The organism is Catenulispora sp. GP43 (assembly GCF_041260665.1).
GTDB lineage: Bacteria > Actinomycetota > Actinomycetes > Streptomycetales > Catenulisporaceae > Catenulispora.
This window is the reverse complement of the sequence record NZ_JBGCCT010000029.1, coordinates 99,173-116,853: the sequence shown is the minus strand read 5'-3', so window position 1 is coordinate 116,853 and position 17,681 is coordinate 99,173. Positions and strand designations below refer to the sequence as shown.

Here is a 17,681-nt window from a genome sequence, read left to right as displayed (position 1 = left end):
TGATACAGTCTTACTACGTGCGTTTCCTCAACCAGTACTCTCCTCCGTACGACCTCACGTACGACGACGTTTTCATGGTCCCCGCCCGATCCCAGGTCGGTTCCCGCCTGGCCGTGGACCTGAGCTCCTCCGACGGCACCGGGACCACGATCCCGCTGGTCGTGGCCAACATGACCGCCGTCGCCGGCCGCCGGATGGCCGAGACCGTCGCCCGCCGCGGCGGCCTGACGGTCATCCCCCAGGACATCCCGCTCGACGTGGTCGCCGAGGTGATCGGCTGGGTCAAGGACCGCAGCCCGGTCTACGACACCCCGGTCACCCTGGCCCCCACCAGCACCGTCGGCGAGGCGCTGGCGCTGCTCCCCAAGCGCGCCCACGGCGCCCTGGTGGTGGTGGACGGCGACGGACGCCCGGCCGGCATCGTCACCGAGGCCGACTGCGCCGGCGTCGACCGGTTCACCAGCATCGGCGACATCATGTCCCGCGACCTGCTGACCATCCCGGACGGCACCACCGCCGAGGCGGCCTTCGACGCCCTGGACGGCAAGCACCGCCTGGCCCCGGTCGTGGACTCCGCCGGCCGCCTCACCGGCCTGTGGACCCGCAAGGGCGCCCTGCGCTCCGCGCTGTACAAGCCGGCGGTCGACGACCAGGGCCGGCTCCGTATCGGCGCCGCGATCGGCATCAACGGCGACGTGGCGGCGCGAGCCAAGGAACTCCTCGCCGCCGGCGCCGACGTCCTGGTCATCGACACCGCCCACGGCCACCAGGAGAAGATGTTCGAAGCCCTGGCAGCGGTCCGAGCCCTCAACCCGGCGGTCCCGCTGGTGGCCGGCAACGTGGTCAGCCCCGAGGGCACCCGCGACCTGATCGAAGCCGGCGCGGACATCGTGAAGGTCGGCGTCGGCCCCGGCGCCATGTGCACCACCCGCATGATGACCGGCGTCGGCCGCCCGCAGTTCTCAGCCGTCTACGAATGCGCCGCCGAAGCCCACCGCCTCGGCAAGCACATCTGGGCCGACGGCGGCGTCCGCCACCCCCGCGACGTGGCACTCGCCCTGGCCGCCGGCGCCTCCAACGTGATGATCGGCTCCTGGTTCGCCGGCACCCACGAGTCCCCCGGCGACGCCGTCCGCGACGGAGAAGGAAAGCTCTACAAGGAGAACTTCGGCATGGCCTCCGCCCGCGCGGTCCGCCTCCGCACCGCCGAGGACTCCGCCTTCGACCGAGCCCGCAAGGCCCTGTTCGAGGAGGGCATCTCCAGCTCACGGATGTACCTGGACCGCGAGCGCCCCGGCGTCGAGGACCTGATCGATGCCATCATCGCCGGAGTCCGCAGCTCGTGCACCTACGCCGGCGCGCAGGACCTGGCGCAGTTCCACGAGCGGGCCGTGGTCGGTGTGCAGAGCGCCGCAGGGTTCGCTGAAGGGAAGCCGCTGCATAGCAGTTGGTGAGGTGGCGGCAGTAGACGCTTGCCTGCTGGCGCATTGCCTGCGCCGGCAGGCGAGCTGGCTTATCGGGCGTTACGTGTTGTCTGCTGAGGCGTGGCCTGCGCCATCAGACGAGTTGGCTGATTGGCCGGTACATGCTGCCTGCTGAGGCGTGGCCCGCCCCGACAAGTGAGCTGGCTCATCGCGTGGGCGCGTATGGGTTCTCCCATACGCACCCTGCCGCTTATCCGTAGTAGGGCGGCGGGTTCTGCTGTTGCCCACCATAGGGATCCGCCCCATAGGGATCGGACCCATAGGCGTCGCTCCCATAAGGGTTCTGATCGTAGGGATCCACAGCCGGCTGCGGCTGGGGTTGCGGCTGTGGCGCCGGCGCGGGATATGGCGCCGGGCGCGGCATCCGGTGCGGACCGCTGCCGTTGCCGACGCCGCCTCCGGCGCGCGTGCCGTCCAGGTTCCACTCGCCGCTGCGGCGGCTTTCCGGCATGCGCGGGACCGGTGCGGCGCGGCCCGGGGTGCCGCTCGGGCGGTTCGGGCGGGTGCCGGTCAGGGTGTCGTCGGTGGTGAGGGCGTCCTCGTCGTTCAGGTCGTCGATCACGCTGCGGCGGCCGCGGCGCTCGCGGAGGTCGGTGTACTCCAGGCGGGAGGTCTGCGCGTCCATGGTCTCGCCCTCGCCGGAGGCGAAGTAGGCGGCCAGGGCCGTGGTGATCGGGACGGCCGCGGCCAGGCCGATCGACCCCACCAGGGTGCGCACGATCTCCTCGGCCACCACCTCGGCGCCGGCCGCGCCGCTCCAGCCCTGGCTGGAGGTGGTCATCAGGACGAACAGCGGGAGGCTGCCGCCGGCGTAGGCCAGGACCAGGGTGTTCACGGTCGAGCCGATGTGGTCGCGGCCGATGCGCATGCCCACTCGGAACAGGTCGGCGGCGCTCATCGTCGGGTCGGCCGCCTTCAGCTCCCAGACCGAGGAGACCTGGGTGGCGGTGACGTCGTTGAGCACGCCGAGGGCGCCGATGATGATGCCGGCCAGCAGCAGGCCCTGGATGTCGACCTTGTGGAAGTAGCCCGCCACGGTCGCGGCGTTGTCGTCGCCGAGGCCGCTCAGGTGCGCCAGCTTGGTGCCGGCCTCGCCGAGGGCCCCGATCAGGCCCAGGCTCAGCGCGGTGCCCAGGACCGCCACGGAGGTCCGGACCGACACCCCGTGCGTCGCGTACAGCGCGGCGAACAGGATGACGCCCGCGGTCACGGCCGCCACCTCGATGGAGTTCTCGCCGCCGACGATCGCCGGCAGCGTGAACTTCACGAGCACCGCGAACGACACGGCCAGCGCCGCGATCGCACCGGCCCCGCGCCAGCGGCCGATCACCAGGACGAACAGCGCGAACGCGATCGCCAGGCTCATCAGCGGCGGCCCGCGCTGGAAGTCCTTGATGTCGTATTGGCTGCCTCCCGGCTGGCTCTTGTTGTAGGTCAGGACCAGGCCGTCGCCGACGGAGTACTTGGGCGTGGCGGGGTCCACGCCCACCGTCACGGTGGCGGTCGAGCCCTTGGTCGGTCCGCTGGTGATCTGTACGGTGAGCTGGTCGTTGGTGGTGTCCAGCCCGCCGGGGGCGGTGGACCCGCCCGCCGTGGTGCCGCCGTCGTTCGGGCCGGACTGCACCAGCGCCGAGGCCGTCACCGTCCCCTGCACCCACACCTGCGGCGGGATCGGCGACTTCGCCGCCGACGGCCACAGCAGCACCAGCCCGGCCACCGCCGCGGCGGCCACCGGCAGCAGCAGTGCGGTGATCAGGGTGCGCAGCCGGGGCGAGGCCGGCGTGGCCGGCCCGTGGCCGTGCGAGTGCCCGTGGGAGTGTCCTTGCCCGGACCCGCTCCGGCCGGAACGGCCCTGCGCAGACCTCGAACGTCGGCTGCTCACGGCCATCGGCTCTCCGTGGGTCGGTGGTGCTGGGACGGCGCTCAGGCCCGCGTCGGGATGGGCCCGGGCTGCCGCCACACGATAGCGGCTGAAGGTGAGAACGACGCCAAGACGTGAACATCTTTGCGGACATTTGACTGGTGTCGATATTGGTCGGGACGGCCGTGGCCGGGGCGGATTCTGAGGTGAGTCAACGTATTTGTGGCGATATCGGTCGGTACGGCACGGCCGTCGTGGCGGCCGACGCCCTAAGCTGGCGCGCGGTGGCGGTCCCGCCGGGAGCGCCTGAGCCGGGAGGTCGGGTGCAGTGACGGTCCTGCGGTCCATCGCATTGTTCGTGGTCGCGGCGGTCCTGGAGATCGGCGGCGCGTGGCTGATCTGGCAGGGCGTGCGCGAACACCGCGGTTGGGGGTGGACGGCGTGCGGCGCGGTGAGTCTGGCGCTGTACGGGTTCGTCGCGACGCTGCAACCCTCCGCGGACTTCGGGCGGGTCCTGGCCGCTTACGGCGGGGTGTTCGTGGCGGGCTCCTTACTGTGGGGGTGGGTGGCCGACGGTTACCGGCCGGACCGCTTCGACATCATCGGCGCGGCGGTCTGCCTGATCGGGATGGCGGTCATCATCTACGCGCCGCGGCGCTGAGGCATCATCGGCACATGCGAGTGACGGTGTTGGGCGGCAGCGGGGCATGGCCGGCGGCTGACGAGCCGTGCAGCGGCTTTCTTCTACGCCACGAGGGCTTCTCCCTTCTGGTCGACGCGGGCTACGCGGTGCTGCCGCGGCTGCTGGAGCTGATGCCGGCGGAACAACTGGACGCCGTCTACATCAGCCACGGGCACCCCGACCACTGCGCTGACCTCAATCCTCTGCTCCGGGCCCGGGCCTTGGGCGGAGCCGACCCCGATCCGCTGCCGGTGTACGCGCCGCACAGGGCCCTGGACGCGGTCCTGGCCCTGGACCGGCCGGGGATGCTCGACGCGGCGCTGGCACGCCACGACTTCGCGCCGGGGGCGGGGTTCGCGATCGGACCATTCGAGCTGCGGACCGCCCTGCTGCCGCACTGGGTACCCAACGCGGCGGTGCGGGTGACGGCCGGCGGCCGGTCCGTCGTCTACACCGGGGACGGCGGTCCGAGCCCCGCGCTCGTCGAGTTGGCGCGGGGCGCGGACGCGCTCATCGCGGAGGCCACGTATCCGGAAGTGATGGCCGCCGACGATGCCCCTTATCTGTCGACCGCCGGGCAGGCGGCACGGCAGGCTGCGGAAGCGGATGTGGGCAGGCTGGTGCTGACGCACCTGTGGTCGGGCTCAGAGCCGGGGGAGTACCTCGACGCCGCGGCGAGGCAGTACGACGGCCGCATCGGCGTGGCCACCGCCGGGCTGTCCTTCGACGCGTAGCCGACCGGCCGCCGGGCTCATTCCGCCGTCACGCTCACCGGCCCGGAATCGCTCGGCATGTGCTCGTCGTCGCCGCTGTACTGCACGGAGGCGGTGTGCTCGCCCGGGCCTGCCTCGGCCTGCACCATCGCGCGGCCCCCGGTCAGCGGGATCGGGCCGGACGAGGCGCCGTCCAGCGTGAACACCACGCTGCCGGTCACCGCGGAGGCGCCGGCGGTGCGGTGCGCCGGCGACACGCGCGCCGACATCGTCAGGACGCCGTCGTCCGCGGTGCCGCGGGACACGGAGAGCTTGGTGACCGTCGCCCCCTGGTCGGCGGCCGAGGTGTTCGTGCCGGCCGCCTTCGCCCGCGTTGCCGAGCCGGCCGCCCTACCCGTCGCCGCACCGCTGCTGTGCGACGCCGATCCGGTCCGGTGCGATGCCGTCCCGGTCCGGTGCCCCGCCGTGCCGACGCCGCCGTGCGTCGTCGCCTTCGCGCCGCCGTGACCGGAGCCGGTGCGCCCGGGGTGTCCGGCGTGTCCGGTGGTGGTGTGCGTGCCGTGGCCCGCCCCGGCATGTCCGGTCCGGTGCGAAGTCGAACGGCCCGCACCAGCGTGCCCGCTCGTGGGCCCCGAGTGCCCGCCCCGGTGGCTGACGGAGTGCCCGCCGCCCGGGCCCGCCGGCTGCCCGGCCGCGAACGCCGCCCCCGGCGTCAGCACCAGCGCGGCGGCCGCGGCCGCGACCACCGCCCCCGAGCAGCGGCGGGCGCGGGACGTGGTCAAAGTCGTGCGAAACATGGTTGTCCTCCAGATCGGTCGTGATCGGTGGCCGTCCGGTCCGGCGACGGGGTGTCGGCGCGGTTCCCGGTGGCGAGAACAACTCTCCCGGATATCCACAAAACGGACATCCGTCATCATGCTGAGATGAGTCTGCTGTTATTGCACGAGGCCAAATGGGTGACGACCGGCCGGCGCGATCACTCCTCTTCGAGGAATCCCATGCGTCGGCCGAGCAGCGGATCGGTCTCCCACCAGGGGCGGGTCCGCTTCGCGTCCTCGCCGGTCGCGGCCGCGCCGACGGTCGCCGGAGAAGTATGAGAGATAGACGCCGGGGTGGACGCGTCTACGTCGCCCACTACGTCACCGGCTCCGTCACGCGCCTCGTCGACGGACGACGAGACCGTCCCGTAGACGATCGCGCCCTGGGCCTCCAAAGCGTCCAGCTCCGCGTCCACCTCGGCGGCCCGGTCCCGGTCCTCGTCGAACATCCGCCGCCACAGCGCGCCGAGGAACGGCACCCCGGCCAGGTCCCCGATCAGCCACAGCGCCCCGCCGCCCCACACCTGGTCCTGCCTGGGCGACAACCCGCCCGGCCGGTTCAGGGCCGTGTACCAGTCCCCGGCGACCAGGTGGTGCCCCAGCATCAGCGTCAGGCCCAACGCCCCGTCGGCGATGGCCTCCGCGAACGTGATCCACACGGACACCAGGTGCGGGTACTCCTTCGGCACCGGGTCCAGCCGCAGCCGCGTCCAGTAGTAGAAGAAGCCCAGCGCGCACAGGGCGAAGCTCAGCACCCACGCCGAGCCGCGCGAACGCAGCGTGGCCTCGTAGATCGGCGAGAAGTAGACGGTGAACGGCGTCGCCAGGAACACGATCGACACCACGGCCGGGAACGTCGCCAGCGCCGCGATCCGGGTCGCCAGCGCCCGCCGGACCAGGGCCGCCAGCCACCGCGGGCCGCCCTCGATCACCAGGGCCAACGGCATCCCGAGCGCCAGGAACAGCGGCACCACCATGAGCAGGGTGATGATCTGCACGGCGTGCGGCCAGAACATCACCTGCTGGTACACCGCCAGGAACGACATGGTCGTCCAGGCGAACAGCGCCAGGCCCAGCAGGAAGGTCACCGTCCGGTAAAGCGGCCAGCGTCCGCCGCGCCGCCGGGCCACCAGCGTGCCGACCACGTAGAGCGCCGCCACGGCCAGCAGGATCGCCCCGACATAGGGATTCAGCCGCCACGCCGAGCCCACCTGCGACCCGGTCAGTGGATCGGGCATCGGAACGGCTGTCGAAGCTGGCGTCACCATGGGTCCTGGCCCCTGCTCATTTCGTCGTGCGTGGTGGTTCCGCCCTGAAAAGGACGGGAAGCGCAGTCATTTTATGACTGCGCTTCCCGGGCCCGGCGGGCAGGTCCCGCAAGACGTCAGCCGCTGACCGCCGCGTTGTAGTCGCCGATCAGCTTGGAGATCTTCGTCGAGGCGTCGGACAGCGCCGAGTCCGCCGAGGTCCCCGTGGTGGCCGCGGTCAGCATCGCCTGCTCCAGGTCGGCAGCAGGGCTGAGCGTTTCCCGGCATTCCCGACGCTCCCGCCCCCCGACGTCACGAGTGTCGCGTCAGCGTTTGGCGACGCCCCGTCCAACACAGCCAAAACCCCACCCCTTTGGACAATCCCTTGAACCGAGGACCCGTTGACAGTCCACGGAGCCCCGTTCTGCTGATCAGCGTGGCGGTGGTGGCGGTCGAACGACCGGTGGCGCCGCGAGGATTCCGGTGTGGGGTGTTGTGGAAAGGCGATGTTTAGGGATCTACGCGACCTGATGCGGCAGCGGTGGGTGCGATCGGTGGCGTGCCGCGGGGCGAGCGCCCCTTTCCGATGACCCCTGTCGTGTATTAGGAGTCTGAGTAGGGCATCCTAAGTACAGGCGGTGGGTGCGCGTCATGCGGGCCCGATCACGACGGCGCGGTCGGCTTCCGGGGTCCCCGGGGAGGGCTGCGTGCTTGGCAGAAAGGGCCGTTGACATGCGCGGACGGGACTTCGGCGTCGCCTATGGCGCCACCCTTCTGGGTTTAGTGCTCGCCCTGTGGCTCGGGGGCGTCGAGTCGGCGACCGTCGTGGCGATGCTGGCTGTGCTGGAAGTGGCGCTGTCGTTCGACAACGCCGTCGTGAACGCGACGGTGCTGCGCCGGTTCGACGTGCGCTGGCAGCGCATCTTCCTGACGGTCGGTGTCCTCATCGCGGTCTTCGGGATGCGGCTGGTCATCCCGATGGTGGTGCTGGTGGCGGCCACCCGCCAGAGCCCGGTGCACGTGTTGAGCAGTTCCATCCATGATCCGAACGGCTACGCGCACGAGATCCTCGGTGTGCAGCCGCTGATCGCCGCGTTCGGCGGCGTCTTCCTGCTGATGATCTTCATGGACTTCTTCCTCAGCGGCAACGACCAGGTCTGGCTGCCGTTCTTCGAGCGGCGGCTGGCCGCGCTCGGCGAGCGGTTCAAGCCGCTGGCGCTGGAGGCGTTCCAGGTCGTCGGCGTCGTGCTCTTCCTGCTGATCGCCGCCCGGACCTTCGCGACCGATCATCCGCTGGGCGTCCCGGTCGCCGGGATCATCGGGCTGGCGACCTACTTCACCATCAAGCGGCTCTCCGAGGCCGCGGCGGACCGCAGCGAGGCGCTGGCCGAAGAGGCCGACGAGAGGCCACCACAGGGGCGCCAGGCGCTGATGCTTTTCATCTACCTGGAAGTCCTGGACGCCAGCTTCTCCTTCGACAGCGTCATGGGTGGCTTCTCCGTCACCGTCGACATCGCGCTGTTCACCATCGGCCTGGGCATCGGCGCGGCCTACGTCCGCAGCCTGACGGTGTTCCTGGTCCGCAAGAAGACCCTTGACCGCTACGTCTACCTCGAACACGGCGCCTACTACTCGATCGGCGTGCTCGCCGTGCTGTTGCTGGTGGAGATCGGCCCGGACGTGCCGGACTGGCTGGCCTCGCTGGCCGGCACCTCGATGATCGTGGCGGCCTTCGTGCATTCGGCGGTGAAGGCGAAGGGGGAAGACAGGGCGGGCGCCGAGCGCCGCGCGCTGAAGTCCTGACGGACCGGGCGCCCGGTGCGCCGGCCGAGGCCGTCCTGGACGGCGATCGGCCCGCGGCGAACCCGGATCCGGACCTGTCAGGAAGCGCGGTGCCCCCCGCCCGCCTTTCCCGCCGTGTGCACCGCGACGGCGACCCGCCACGTCTGGAGCATGACGAGCTCTGAGATCCGCCAGCCCTTCTCCGTCCGCCGGAAGTTGACGGAGTAGTAGCCCCCGCCGGGGTTCCACATGTCGCTCTTCTGCCCGGGCACGCGCACAGACATCGGGTTGAAGAAGTGCGCCTCGGCGCAGGCGGTCTCCCCGTGGATCTCGAAGCGCCGGTTCACGATGAGGTGCGCCCGGACCGGGACCTGCGTGAGTGACTTCTCCAGCCACTGCTGTGCGTCCTCCACGGATCCGCGCGGACCGCCGCTGGACTGGTAGTCGAAAACCGCGTCCGGTGTCGACAGACGTGTGAGTTCCGTCACCTGGTCGGTGTCGATCGCGACCGCGTAAGCCGTGAGCAGGTCGTCGAGGGCGAAGCGGTCGGCTATCGCGTGCTCACTGTTCAACGGAGCCTCCAAATGAACGTGCATTCGCAGGAGTGAATCTGCCGTGCAGGGGGCATGACTGCCAACGCACGGGCAGCATGGCAACTGTACCGACGGCGGGGGAGCCGTTCCGAGACGGAACGCAGCGCGCCACTACGTGTGAGGTGATGGAAGTGCTCGGGGTCGGGCGGGAGTCGAGATGCGGCTACCGGATCACCTTCGCTGTGCCCACGAAATCCGAGGGCGCGGCGGCCGCGCGCCGGGTGGCGCGCGAGGTATTCGTCGACTGGGGCCTGGACCTGGACGAGACGATGGTCGACTCGGCGATCGTGATCATCAGTGAGCTGGTCACCAACACGGCCAAGCACGCGGCGCTGCTGTGCCGCCAGGCCGAGGTGACGCTGGCCCTGGAGTACGGCTGCCTGACGGTGGCCGTCCACGACCGCCATCCGCACCGGCCCAAGGCCCTGTTGAGCCCGCACCCCGACGACAGCGGCGGCTGGGGCCTACAACTGGTGCGCGACCTGACCGCGGAGGTCGGCGGGCGCACCGAGGTGCCGGCCGATCCGGACGGCGGCGGGAAGACGGTGCGGGTGGAGTTGCCTTTGCGGGCGAACAGGTACTGGGAGTTCGAGGACGCTGTCGGGGCGGCCTAAGCGGATCCCCGCTATACGGCGCGCTCTATAGGCGGCTACAGAGACTGCATCTCTATAGGTCGCACTGCTCAACGAAACGTATGGTGCGCATCCCCTATACCCGGGACGCGCACCATTGCCGTGTCGGCACCACATAACCGCGGCGTTACTTCCGCTTCGGCTGCCCCACCGGCCGGATCGCCAGCCACGCGCCGGCGACGCACACCACAGTGAGCGCGGCGAGCGCGGCGATGTCGCCGGACCAGGCGCCGGCCTTGTGGGCCTGCGTGGCGTCGCACTTGGCGCCCGGCAGCGGACCGCGCAGCGAGGTGTCGTTGCAGCCGGTCCCGAGCAGCACGTCGGCGTCCGCCGTGGAGGCGGCGGCCGAGTAACCCCACTTGGCCGAGGCCAGGTAGCTGGCCTGCTCCAGGCCCGGGGTCTTGTTGACCGGGAATGCCGAACCCGTGAACAGGAACTCGGCGAACAGGATGACCGGCAGGATGGTCAGCGCCTTGTCGCCGTTCGACACGAACGCGGAGATCAGCAGGCCCAGGGCCATCGCCGCCAGCCCGGCCAGCGCCACGTCGATGAAGAGTTCGAACTGGCCGGAGGACAGCACCGAGCCGTGGCCGGGACCGCCTTGGCGCACGATACCGAGGAACACCAGGACCGCGGCCTGCGCGATCGTCAGCATGCCCAGCAGGATCACCTTCGACAGCACATACGCCGACGGCGACAGCCCGATCGCTCTCTCCCGCGCGAGGATCGGTCTCTCCTTCACGATCTCGCGGATCGAGTTGGAGGCGCCGAGGTACGTCGCGCCCAGCACCAGCGCCAGTAGCACCGAGCCGGCCTTGTGGGCGGCGACCGGGTCCTGCGCGGACAGATCGTTGGAGCCCAGCACCGCAAGCATCAGCAGGCCCAGGATCGGTGCCTGCATGAACAGCATCGCGGTGTTGCGCTTGTCGGCCCACACCACGGAGCTGAACCGCTTGAACAGGGTGGCGAGCTGGTGGCCCCAGTGCGGGTTCGCGGCCGGGGTCGCGGCCTGCTGCGCGTTGGCCGCGCCGTTGACCTTGTTCAGCTGTGCGCCCAGCGGGCCCTGCACGTACTGCTGGTCGGCCGGGGAGCCGGCGAAGGCGTGCTGCGCGAAGCCGGGCGCGGCGCGGTCCAGGTCCTGGAAGACCTCCGCGTAGGTGCTCCTGCTGAAGAACTGCAGCGTCTCCGGCGGTGGCCCGAAGAACGCGGTCTGCCCGCCGGGCGCCAGGAACAGGATGCGGTCGCAGCGGTCCAGGCTCTGGATGCTGTGCGTCACGGTGATGACCGTGCGGCCGCCGTCGGCGAGCTTGCGCAGCAGGTCCATCACCGACTTCTCGTACCCCGGGTCCAGGCCGGAGGTCGGCTCGTCCAGGATCAGCAGGCTGGGCCGGGTCAGGAGCTCGATGGCGACCGAGGTGCGCTTGCGCTGGCCGCCGGAGAGCTTCTCGACGGCCAGGCCCGCGCGCTCGGTCAGGCCGAGCTCGGCCATGACCTCGTCGACGCGGGCGTTGCGCTCGTGGGCGGCGACGTCCGGCGGGAAGCGCAGCTGCGCGGCGTAGCGCAGGGCGTCGCGGACCTTCAGCTGCGGGTGCAGGATGTCGTCCTGCGGGACGTAGCCGACGCGGTTGCGGAGTTCCGCGTAGTTGGCGTACAAGTCGCGTCCGTTATAGAAGACCGCGCCGCGGTCCGCGGGACGGTTGCCTGTCAGGGCCTTCATCAGCGTGGACTTGCCGGCGCCGGTCGGACCGAGCACCGCGAGGAAGTCGCCGCCTTCCAGAGCGAAGCTCACGTTGTCCAACAGGACCTTCGGTCCGGCCAGCACGCCGAGGTTCGCCGCGGAGAAGGTGATCCCGCCGGTGTCGACGAACTCCTGGAGCATGCCGTTGTGGAAGCGCAGCAGGTGCCGGGCTATCGCGATGATCGCGCCCTCGCGCACCTCGGCGCGGTTGACGCGCACGCCGTTCAGGTAGGTGCCGTTGTGGCTGCCCTTGTCGACGATCTCGAAGCGGCCGCCGCGGAACTGCAGCTCGGCGTGGAAGCGCGAGGCCTGCAGGTCGTGCAGGACGATGTCGTTGGCGGCGTCGCGGCCTATTCGCAGCGTGTTGGAGGTCTGGTAGACGCCGGTGTACTCACCGAGGCGCGGCTGCTGCGGCTGCTGTCCCGGGCTCTGCTGGGGCACGTACGGAGCGGCCTGTGGGACGGCGCCAGGCTGCTGGGCCCACGGCTGGGGGTTGATGATGGTGGCGCTGCCAATGGGGGCGCCAGGGCCCTGAGGCGCCTGCTGCCCGGGGTGTCCCTGCTGTGAGGGCTTCGGTCCCGGCTGTCCCCGCGGACCTGGGAACGGCTGCCCCGGGAATCCCTGCTGTGGTGCGGGGCCGGCTTGCTGATAGCCGGGCTGTGCCTGCTGTGCCTGCTGTGCCTGCGGGCCCTGCTGTCCTGCCTGCCCGGGCTGCCCCGGCTGTCCGGGCGGCGGCAGGTTGGGCCGGCGCGCCCCGGGCACCAGGCGCACCTCCTGCCCGTCCACTGGGTGGCCGAGCCGCACCACCACCGGCCCCGGCAGCGCCATCGGCGCCGTCAGACGGGTGTTCTGCACGAACGTGCCCTGGCTCGAGGCGTCCTCCAGGACCCACGCGCCACCCTGGAGGTACAACGTCGCGTGGACCCGGGACGCCCGCGGCTCGGCGACGATCACGTCGGCCTGGTTGGGGTCGCGGCCGATGACGACCCGGCGGGTTCCGTCGAAGACCCGCTCGCTCCCGTCGGGGAGGATCTGCAGAGTCAGCGGTGCGGCCTGTTCCGGTTGCTGGGACACGCAGCCATCATTTCGGCTCGGCCCCCCCGGGCTGCAACGCGGGTCCGGAACCGTGAAAGGGCTGTGACATGCGGGATGTCGCAGGTCTCCGGCCGCTACCGGGTTTGTCCCGGGGCCTCAGGGCGGGGCGTTCCGGGACAGTCGGGACAGCGGGGCGGCGTAAAGCTCTGAACCCTGTTAGGGGTTATCACCGCTTCCGGCCGACACCGCCGTACATCCAGTACTGGTCGATATCCGCCGGCGGCTCCTCGGTCGGGTGCCACAACGGCACCCGTACCAGGCCGGGGTCGATCAGATCGAAGCCCTCGAAGAAGGCGGTGATCCGCGCGTGGTCGCGGGCCGCACCCTCGGCGGCCTTCTGGTAGATCTGCAGCTTGTCCTGGTCCCTCGGCAGCAGGTCGGAGCCCGCGTGCGAGATGACCAGGTGGCTGCCCGGTGCCAGGTTTTCGGTCAGGGCGGCGATCACGCCGGCCGGGTCGTCGGCGTCCGGGAAGAAGTGCAGCACCGCGACCAGCAGCAGGGCCACCGGCCGGTCGAAGTCGATCAGCGCGGTGACGTCCGGGTGCGTCAGGATCGCCTTCGGGTCCCGCAGATCGCCTTCGAAGACGCGGGTCCGGTCTTCGTCGGCGAGCAGGGCCCGGCCGTGCACGGTGACCAGCGGGTCGTTGTCGACGTAGACCACCGAGGCGTCCGGGTGCACGGACTGCGCCACCTCGTGGGTGTTCCCGGCGGCCGGCAGCCCGGCGCCGATGTCCAGGAACTGCTTCACCCCCTGCTGCGCCGCGTACCGCACGGCGCGTCCCAGGAACGCCCGGTTCGCCCGCGCGATCATCGGCACCGCCGGCATCGCCTCGGCCACCTTCTCGGCGACCTCGCGGTCGGCCGGGAAGTTCTGCTTGCCGCCGATCCAGTAGTCGTAGATCCGCGCCGTGTGCGGCTTGGAGGTGTCTATCCGGCTTGCGGGATCGGCCCCGGCGTCCCTGGACGGGGCGGCGACGGGGTCGGACCATGGGGTCCCGGCGGCAGGGCTCATGAGGCTGGATCCTACCGTCGCCGCACGAGTCCTGATACGCCGAATGGATGATGCCGTTGAGCCCTGCCGGTGCTCGTCAGCCCTCGACCGCGTCGATCGCCCGATAGATCCGCTTGGCCGAGACCGTCTCCGGGGTTCCGAGCTGCTGGGCGAACAGGCTGACCCGCAGCTCCTCGATCATCCAGCGGACCCGCCGCACATCCGGGTCGCCGCGCCGGCCGGCCGGCAGCCGGTCCAGCAGCAGCTGGTACTCGTCGCGGACGTCGTGGATCTGGAACATCAGCAGCTGGTCCTGGTTCGGGTTGTCCGGGAGCTTGTCCAGACGCCGGTCCACGGCCCGCAGGTAGCGGACCAGCTGCGGCAGCTGGTCGAAGCCGGTCTCGGCCACGAAGCCCTTGTGGATCAGCCCGCTGAGCTGGTCGCGGACGTCGGCCAGGGCGGTGAGCAGGGAGCGGCTGGTGGTGGCCTTGAGCTTGCGCTCCACCTCGTGCCAGACCGACAAGACCCGCTCGACGGTCTGCACCACCTGCATCGAGGTGTCGGCCAGGTCGGCGCGCACCGCGTCGAACAGCTTCTGGTAGCCCGCCTCGTCCCAGGCCGGACCGCCGTTCCGGGCGATCAGGTGGTCCGCCGCGCACGCGACACAGTCCTCCAGCAGCGCCAGGGCGTTGCCGTAGGGGTTGTGGCTCAGCGCCAGCTTGGCTGGATTGCTCAGCCGGCCGTTGAGGTATTTGATCGGCGAGTTGACGTTGAGCAGCAGCATCCGGCGGGTGCCGGCGGCCATGGCCCGGCGCTGGTCCTCGGCCGTGTCGTAGAGCCGCACCGCCACGCTGTCGCCGGCGTCGGCCAGCGCGGGGTAGGCCTTCATGGTCAGCCCGCGCCGCTTCTGCTCGAAGGTCTGGGCCAGCGTGCCGACGCTCCAGGTCTTCAGCCCTTCGCGGGCCAGGCCGTCGGCCGCGTCGTTGATGACGTCGCGGGTCTTGACCTTGAGCTTGAGCTTCAGCGCCTCCAGGTCCTTGCCCTCGGCGAGCTTGCGGCCCTTGTCGTCGACGATGCGGAAGGTCATCTTCAAGTGGTCCGGGACGCGCTGCACGTCGAAGTCCGCCGGCTCGACCCGGTGTCCGGAGACCGCGCGCAGCTCGCGGGCGATCGCGTCCAGCAGCGGGTCGGAGTTGGGCACCAGGCTCTGGCGCAGCGCCCGGGCGAAGTTCGGCGCCGGCACGAAGTTCACCCGCAGCGCCTTGGGCATCGACTTGATCAGCGCGGTGAGCAGCTCCTCGCGCAGGCCCGGGATCAGCCAGTCGAAGCCGTCGGCGGTGACCTGGTTGAGCACGGTCAGCGGGATGTGCACGGTGACACCGTCGGCGTCCGTGCCCGGCTCGAACTGGTAGGTCAGCCGGAACTTCATCCGGTTCTGCCGCCAGGAGTCCGGGTAGTCCTGCTCGACCACGGCGCCCGCGCCGTCGTTGATGAGCATCGACTTCTCGAAACTCAGCAGGTCCGGCTGCTCCCGGCTGGACTTCTTCCACCAGGAGTCGAAGTGCTGCGCGGAGACCACGTCGGCCGGTACGCGGTCGTCGTAGAAGACGAAGAGCGTCTCGTCGTCGACCAGGATATCGCGGCGGCGTGCGCGGTTCTCCAGCTCCTCGACTTCGGCGAGCAGTTTGCGGTTCTCGGAGAAGAACTTGTGATGCGTCTGCCAGTCGCCCTCGACGAGTGCGTGGCGGATGAACAGCTCGCGCGACACCTCGGGGTCGACGCGGCCGTAGTTCACTTTGCGGGAGGCGACGATCGGGATCCCGTAGAGCGTCACCTTCTCGAACGCCATGACGGCGCCCGCGGACTTCTCCCAGTGGGGTTCGCTATACGTGCGCTTCACCAAGTGCTGCGCCAGCGGCTCAGCCCATTCCGGCTTGATGGTGGCGACCACGCGTCCCCACAAGCGGGTCGTCTCCACGAGTTCGGCCGCCATGACCCACTGCGGCGACTTCTTAAAGAGGACCGAGCCGGGGGAGATGGCGAACTTCGCATTGCGTGCGCCGATGTACTCGAAGGACTCCGTGTCCTTCAGGCCGATGTGCGACAGCAGTCCGCTGAGCAGACTGATATGGATCTGGTCGGGACCGGCCTCGGTGCTGTTCGGGGTGAGCTCCAGCTGCTTGGCGATCTGCTTGAGCTGGCTGTGCACGTCCTGCCACTCGCGGATGCGCAGGTAATGCAGGAACTCCGCTTTACAGAGCTTCCGGAACTGGTTCGAGGAGAGCTCTTTCTGCTTCTCCTTGATGTAGTCCCACAGCTTCAGCCACGCCAGGAAGTCCGAACCCTGTTCCTTGAAGCGGGCGTGCTTCTCGGCGGCGGCCTGCTGCTTGTCCGCGGGACGCTCGCGCGGGTCCTGGATCGACAGCGCGGCGGCGATGATCATTATTTCCTTCAGCGCGCCGTTGCGGTCCGCCTCCAGGACCATGCGGCCGAGCTTCGGGTCCACCGGGAGCTGGGCGAGCTTGCGGCCGACCGGCGTCAGGCGCTTGCGCGGGTCCTGCTCCTCCGGGTCGAGCGCGCCGAGCTCGTGGAGCAGGTTCACGCCGTCGCGGATGTTGCGGGCGTCCGGCGGGTCCAGGAACGGGAACGCGGCGACGTCGCCGAGGCCCAGCGCGCTCATCTGCAGGATGACGGACGCCAGCGAGGTGCGCAGGATCTCCGGCTCGGTGAACTCCGGACGCGACAGGAAGTCGTCCTCGGAGTACAGCCGGATGCAGATACCGTCGCTGGTGCGGCCACAGCGACCCTTGCGCTGGTTCGCCGAGGCCTGCGACACCGGCTCGATCGGCAGGCGCTGCACCTTAGTGCGGTTGCTGTAGCGGGAGATGCGCGCGGTGCCCGGGTCGATCACATAGCGGATACCCGGGACGGTGAGACTGGTCTCGGCGACGTTGGTCGCCAGGACGACGCGGCGGCCGGCGTGGGGCTCGAAGACCTTGTGCTGCTCGGCGGTACTGAGGCGTGCGTAAAGAGGGACGATCTCCGTGGTGCGCAGGTTGCGCTTCTTAAGGGCGTCCGCCGTGTCGCGGATCTCGCGCTCCCCGGACAGGAACACGAGTATGTCGCCGTGGCCCTCCCGGCCGAGCTCGTCCACAGCGTCGCTGATCGCCTGGATCTGGTCGCGGTCCGCGGCGTCTGCATCGCCATCGGGGTCGGGGGCATCCAGCAGCAGCGGCCTGTAGCGGACCTCGACCGGATAGGTGCGGCCGGACACCTCCACGATCGGGGCGTCCTGGCCGTCCCGGTCGGCGAAGTGCCGGGCGAACCGCTCCGGGTCGATGGTGGCCGAGGTGATGATCAGCTTCAGGTCGGGGCGGCGCGGCAGCAGGTTCTTGAGATAGCCGAGCAGGAAGTCGATGTTCAGCGACCGCTCGTGTGCCTCGTCGATGATGATCGTGTCGTAGCGGCTGAGCGTGCGGTCCTGCTGGATCTCGGCCAGCAGGATGCCGTCGGTCATCAGCTTGACCAGCGTGTTGTCGCTGGAATGGTCGGTGAAGCGGACCTTGTAGCCGACGGACTCGCCCAGCGGCTGCCCCAGCTCCTCGGCGATGCGCTCGGCCACGGTGCGGGCGGCCAGCCGGCGCGGCTGGGTGTGCCCGATCAGCCCGGCCACGCCCCGGCCCAGCTCCAGGCAGATCTTCGGGATCTGGGTCGTCTTGCCCGAGCCGGTCTCACCGGCGATCACCACGACCTGGTGGTCCCGGATCGCCGCGGCGATGTCGTCCTTGCGCGCGCTGACCGGCAGGTTCTCCGGATAGGTGATCTCCGGGATGCTGGCCCGCCGGGCCTGCGCCCGGCCCGCGGCGGCCTGGATCTCGACCTCGATCTCCGCCGCCACGGCCTGCAGCGCCTGCGGGTTGCGGATACGGCGGGCACCGTCGATGCGGCGCGACAGGCGACGCCGGTCATGCGGCGTCAGCTCCGCGAGGCGAGCTGTGAGTTCGGCGAGCGGAGCCGTCTTGAGCTGAGAGTCCATGGCAGTTCA

12 protein-coding genes are annotated in these 17,681 nt (G+C 70.3%); 5 read left to right on the top strand and 7 right to left on the bottom strand.

Going from position 1 to position 17,681, the window contains the following annotated elements:
• The first annotated feature begins 17 nt into the window (after positions 1–17).
• Entirely contained in the window at positions 18–1,454 is a 1,437-nt protein-coding gene (locus ABH926_RS41215) for a GuaB1 family IMP dehydrogenase-related protein (RefSeq protein ID WP_370371817.1), read from the top strand.
• Between the two features lie 220 nt (positions 1,455–1,674).
• On the opposite strand, the gene ABH926_RS41210 is transcribed toward ABH926_RS41215, so the two are convergent.
• Entirely contained in the window at positions 1,675–3,366 is a 1,692-nt protein-coding gene (locus ABH926_RS41210) for a YibE/F family protein (RefSeq protein WP_370371758.1), read from the bottom strand.
• A 307-nt stretch (positions 3,367–3,673) separates the two neighbouring features.
• Here ABH926_RS41210 and ABH926_RS41205 point away from each other — a divergent pair, with 307 nt between their 5' ends.
• Positions 3,674–4,006 (top strand): YnfA family protein, encoded by a 333-nt coding sequence (locus tag ABH926_RS41205; protein ID WP_370371757.1) that lies wholly within the window; start codon positions 3,674–3,676, stop codon positions 4,004–4,006.
• Positions 4,007–4,020: 14 nt separating this feature from the next.
• Positions 4,021–4,761 (top strand): MBL fold metallo-hydrolase, encoded by a 741-nt coding sequence (locus ABH926_RS41200; RefSeq protein ID WP_370371756.1) that lies wholly within the window; start codon positions 4,021–4,023, stop codon positions 4,759–4,761.
• A 17-nt stretch (positions 4,762–4,778) separates the two neighbouring features.
• Here the strand turns inward: ABH926_RS41200 and ABH926_RS41195 are convergent, their stop codons facing one another.
• Entirely contained in the window at positions 4,779–5,537 is a 759-nt protein-coding gene (locus ABH926_RS41195; RefSeq protein ID WP_370371755.1) for an Ig-like domain repeat protein, read from the bottom strand.
• Positions 5,538–5,716: 179 nt separating this feature from the next.
• Entirely contained in the window at positions 5,717–6,796 is a 1,080-nt protein-coding gene (locus ABH926_RS41190; RefSeq protein ID WP_370371753.1) for a cytochrome c oxidase assembly protein, read from the bottom strand.
• A 741-nt stretch (positions 6,797–7,537) separates the two neighbouring features.
• Here ABH926_RS41190 and ABH926_RS41185 point away from each other — a divergent pair.
• Positions 7,538–8,608 carry a DUF475 domain-containing protein gene (locus ABH926_RS41185; RefSeq protein WP_370371751.1) on the top strand — a complete coding sequence of 357 codons (1,071 nt, stop codon included), beginning with the start codon at positions 7,538–7,540 and terminating at the stop codon, positions 8,606–8,608.
• A gap of 77 nt (positions 8,609–8,685) precedes the next feature.
• Here ABH926_RS41185 and ABH926_RS41180 read toward each other — a convergent pair whose 3' ends face one another.
• On the bottom strand, positions 8,686–9,159 hold the full coding sequence (locus ABH926_RS41180; RefSeq protein WP_370371749.1) for a nuclear transport factor 2 family protein: 474 nt from the start codon (positions 9,157–9,159) through the stop codon (positions 8,686–8,688).
• A 203-nt stretch (positions 9,160–9,362) separates the two neighbouring features.
• Between ABH926_RS41180 and ABH926_RS41175 the strand changes: the two genes are divergently transcribed.
• Positions 9,363–9,794 (top strand): ATP-binding protein, encoded by a 432-nt coding sequence (locus tag ABH926_RS41175; RefSeq protein WP_370371747.1) that lies wholly within the window; start codon positions 9,363–9,365, stop codon positions 9,792–9,794.
• A gap of 145 nt (positions 9,795–9,939) precedes the next feature.
• On the opposite strand, the gene ABH926_RS41170 is transcribed toward ABH926_RS41175, so the two are convergent.
• The 3 genes from ABH926_RS41170 to hrpA all read right to left on the bottom strand — a co-directional run bounded on the left by ABH926_RS41170 (position 9,940) and on the right by hrpA (position 17,672).
• Positions 9,940–12,624 (bottom strand): ATP-binding cassette domain-containing protein, encoded by a 2,685-nt coding sequence (locus ABH926_RS41170; RefSeq protein WP_370371745.1) that lies wholly within the window; start codon positions 12,622–12,624, stop codon positions 9,940–9,942.
• A gap of 187 nt (positions 12,625–12,811) precedes the next feature.
• Positions 12,812–13,657 (bottom strand): SAM-dependent methyltransferase, encoded by an 846-nt coding sequence (locus ABH926_RS41165; RefSeq protein WP_370371743.1) that lies wholly within the window; start codon positions 13,655–13,657, stop codon positions 12,812–12,814.
• Between the two features lie 76 nt (positions 13,658–13,733).
• Positions 13,734–17,672 carry an ATP-dependent RNA helicase HrpA gene (gene hrpA / locus ABH926_RS41160; protein ID WP_370371741.1) on the bottom strand — a complete coding sequence of 1,313 codons (3,939 nt, stop codon included), beginning with the start codon at positions 17,670–17,672 and terminating at the stop codon, positions 13,734–13,736.
• Positions 17,673–17,681 lie beyond the last annotated feature (9 nt).

Coding starts and splice junctions, on each gene's coding strand:
- ABH926_RS41200 (WP_370371756.1), top strand. CDS start 4,021: ATGCGAGTGACGGTGTTGGGCGGCAGCGGGGCATGGCCGGCGGCTGAC.
- ABH926_RS41195 (WP_370371755.1), bottom strand. CDS start 5,537: ATGTTTCGCACGACTTTGACCACGTCCCGCGCCCGCCGCTGCTCGGGG.
- ABH926_RS41190 (WP_370371753.1), bottom strand. CDS start 6,796: ATGCCCGATCCACTGACCGGGTCGCAGGTGGGCTCGGCGTGGCGGCTG.
- ABH926_RS41185 (WP_370371751.1), top strand. CDS start 7,538: ATGCGCGGACGGGACTTCGGCGTCGCCTATGGCGCCACCCTTCTGGGT.
- ABH926_RS41165 (WP_370371743.1), bottom strand. CDS start 13,657: ATGAGCCCTGCCGCCGGGACCCCATGGTCCGACCCCGTCGCCGCCCCG.
- hrpA (WP_370371741.1), bottom strand. CDS start 17,672: ATGGACTCTCAGCTCAAGACGGCTCCGCTCGCCGAACTCACAGCTCGC.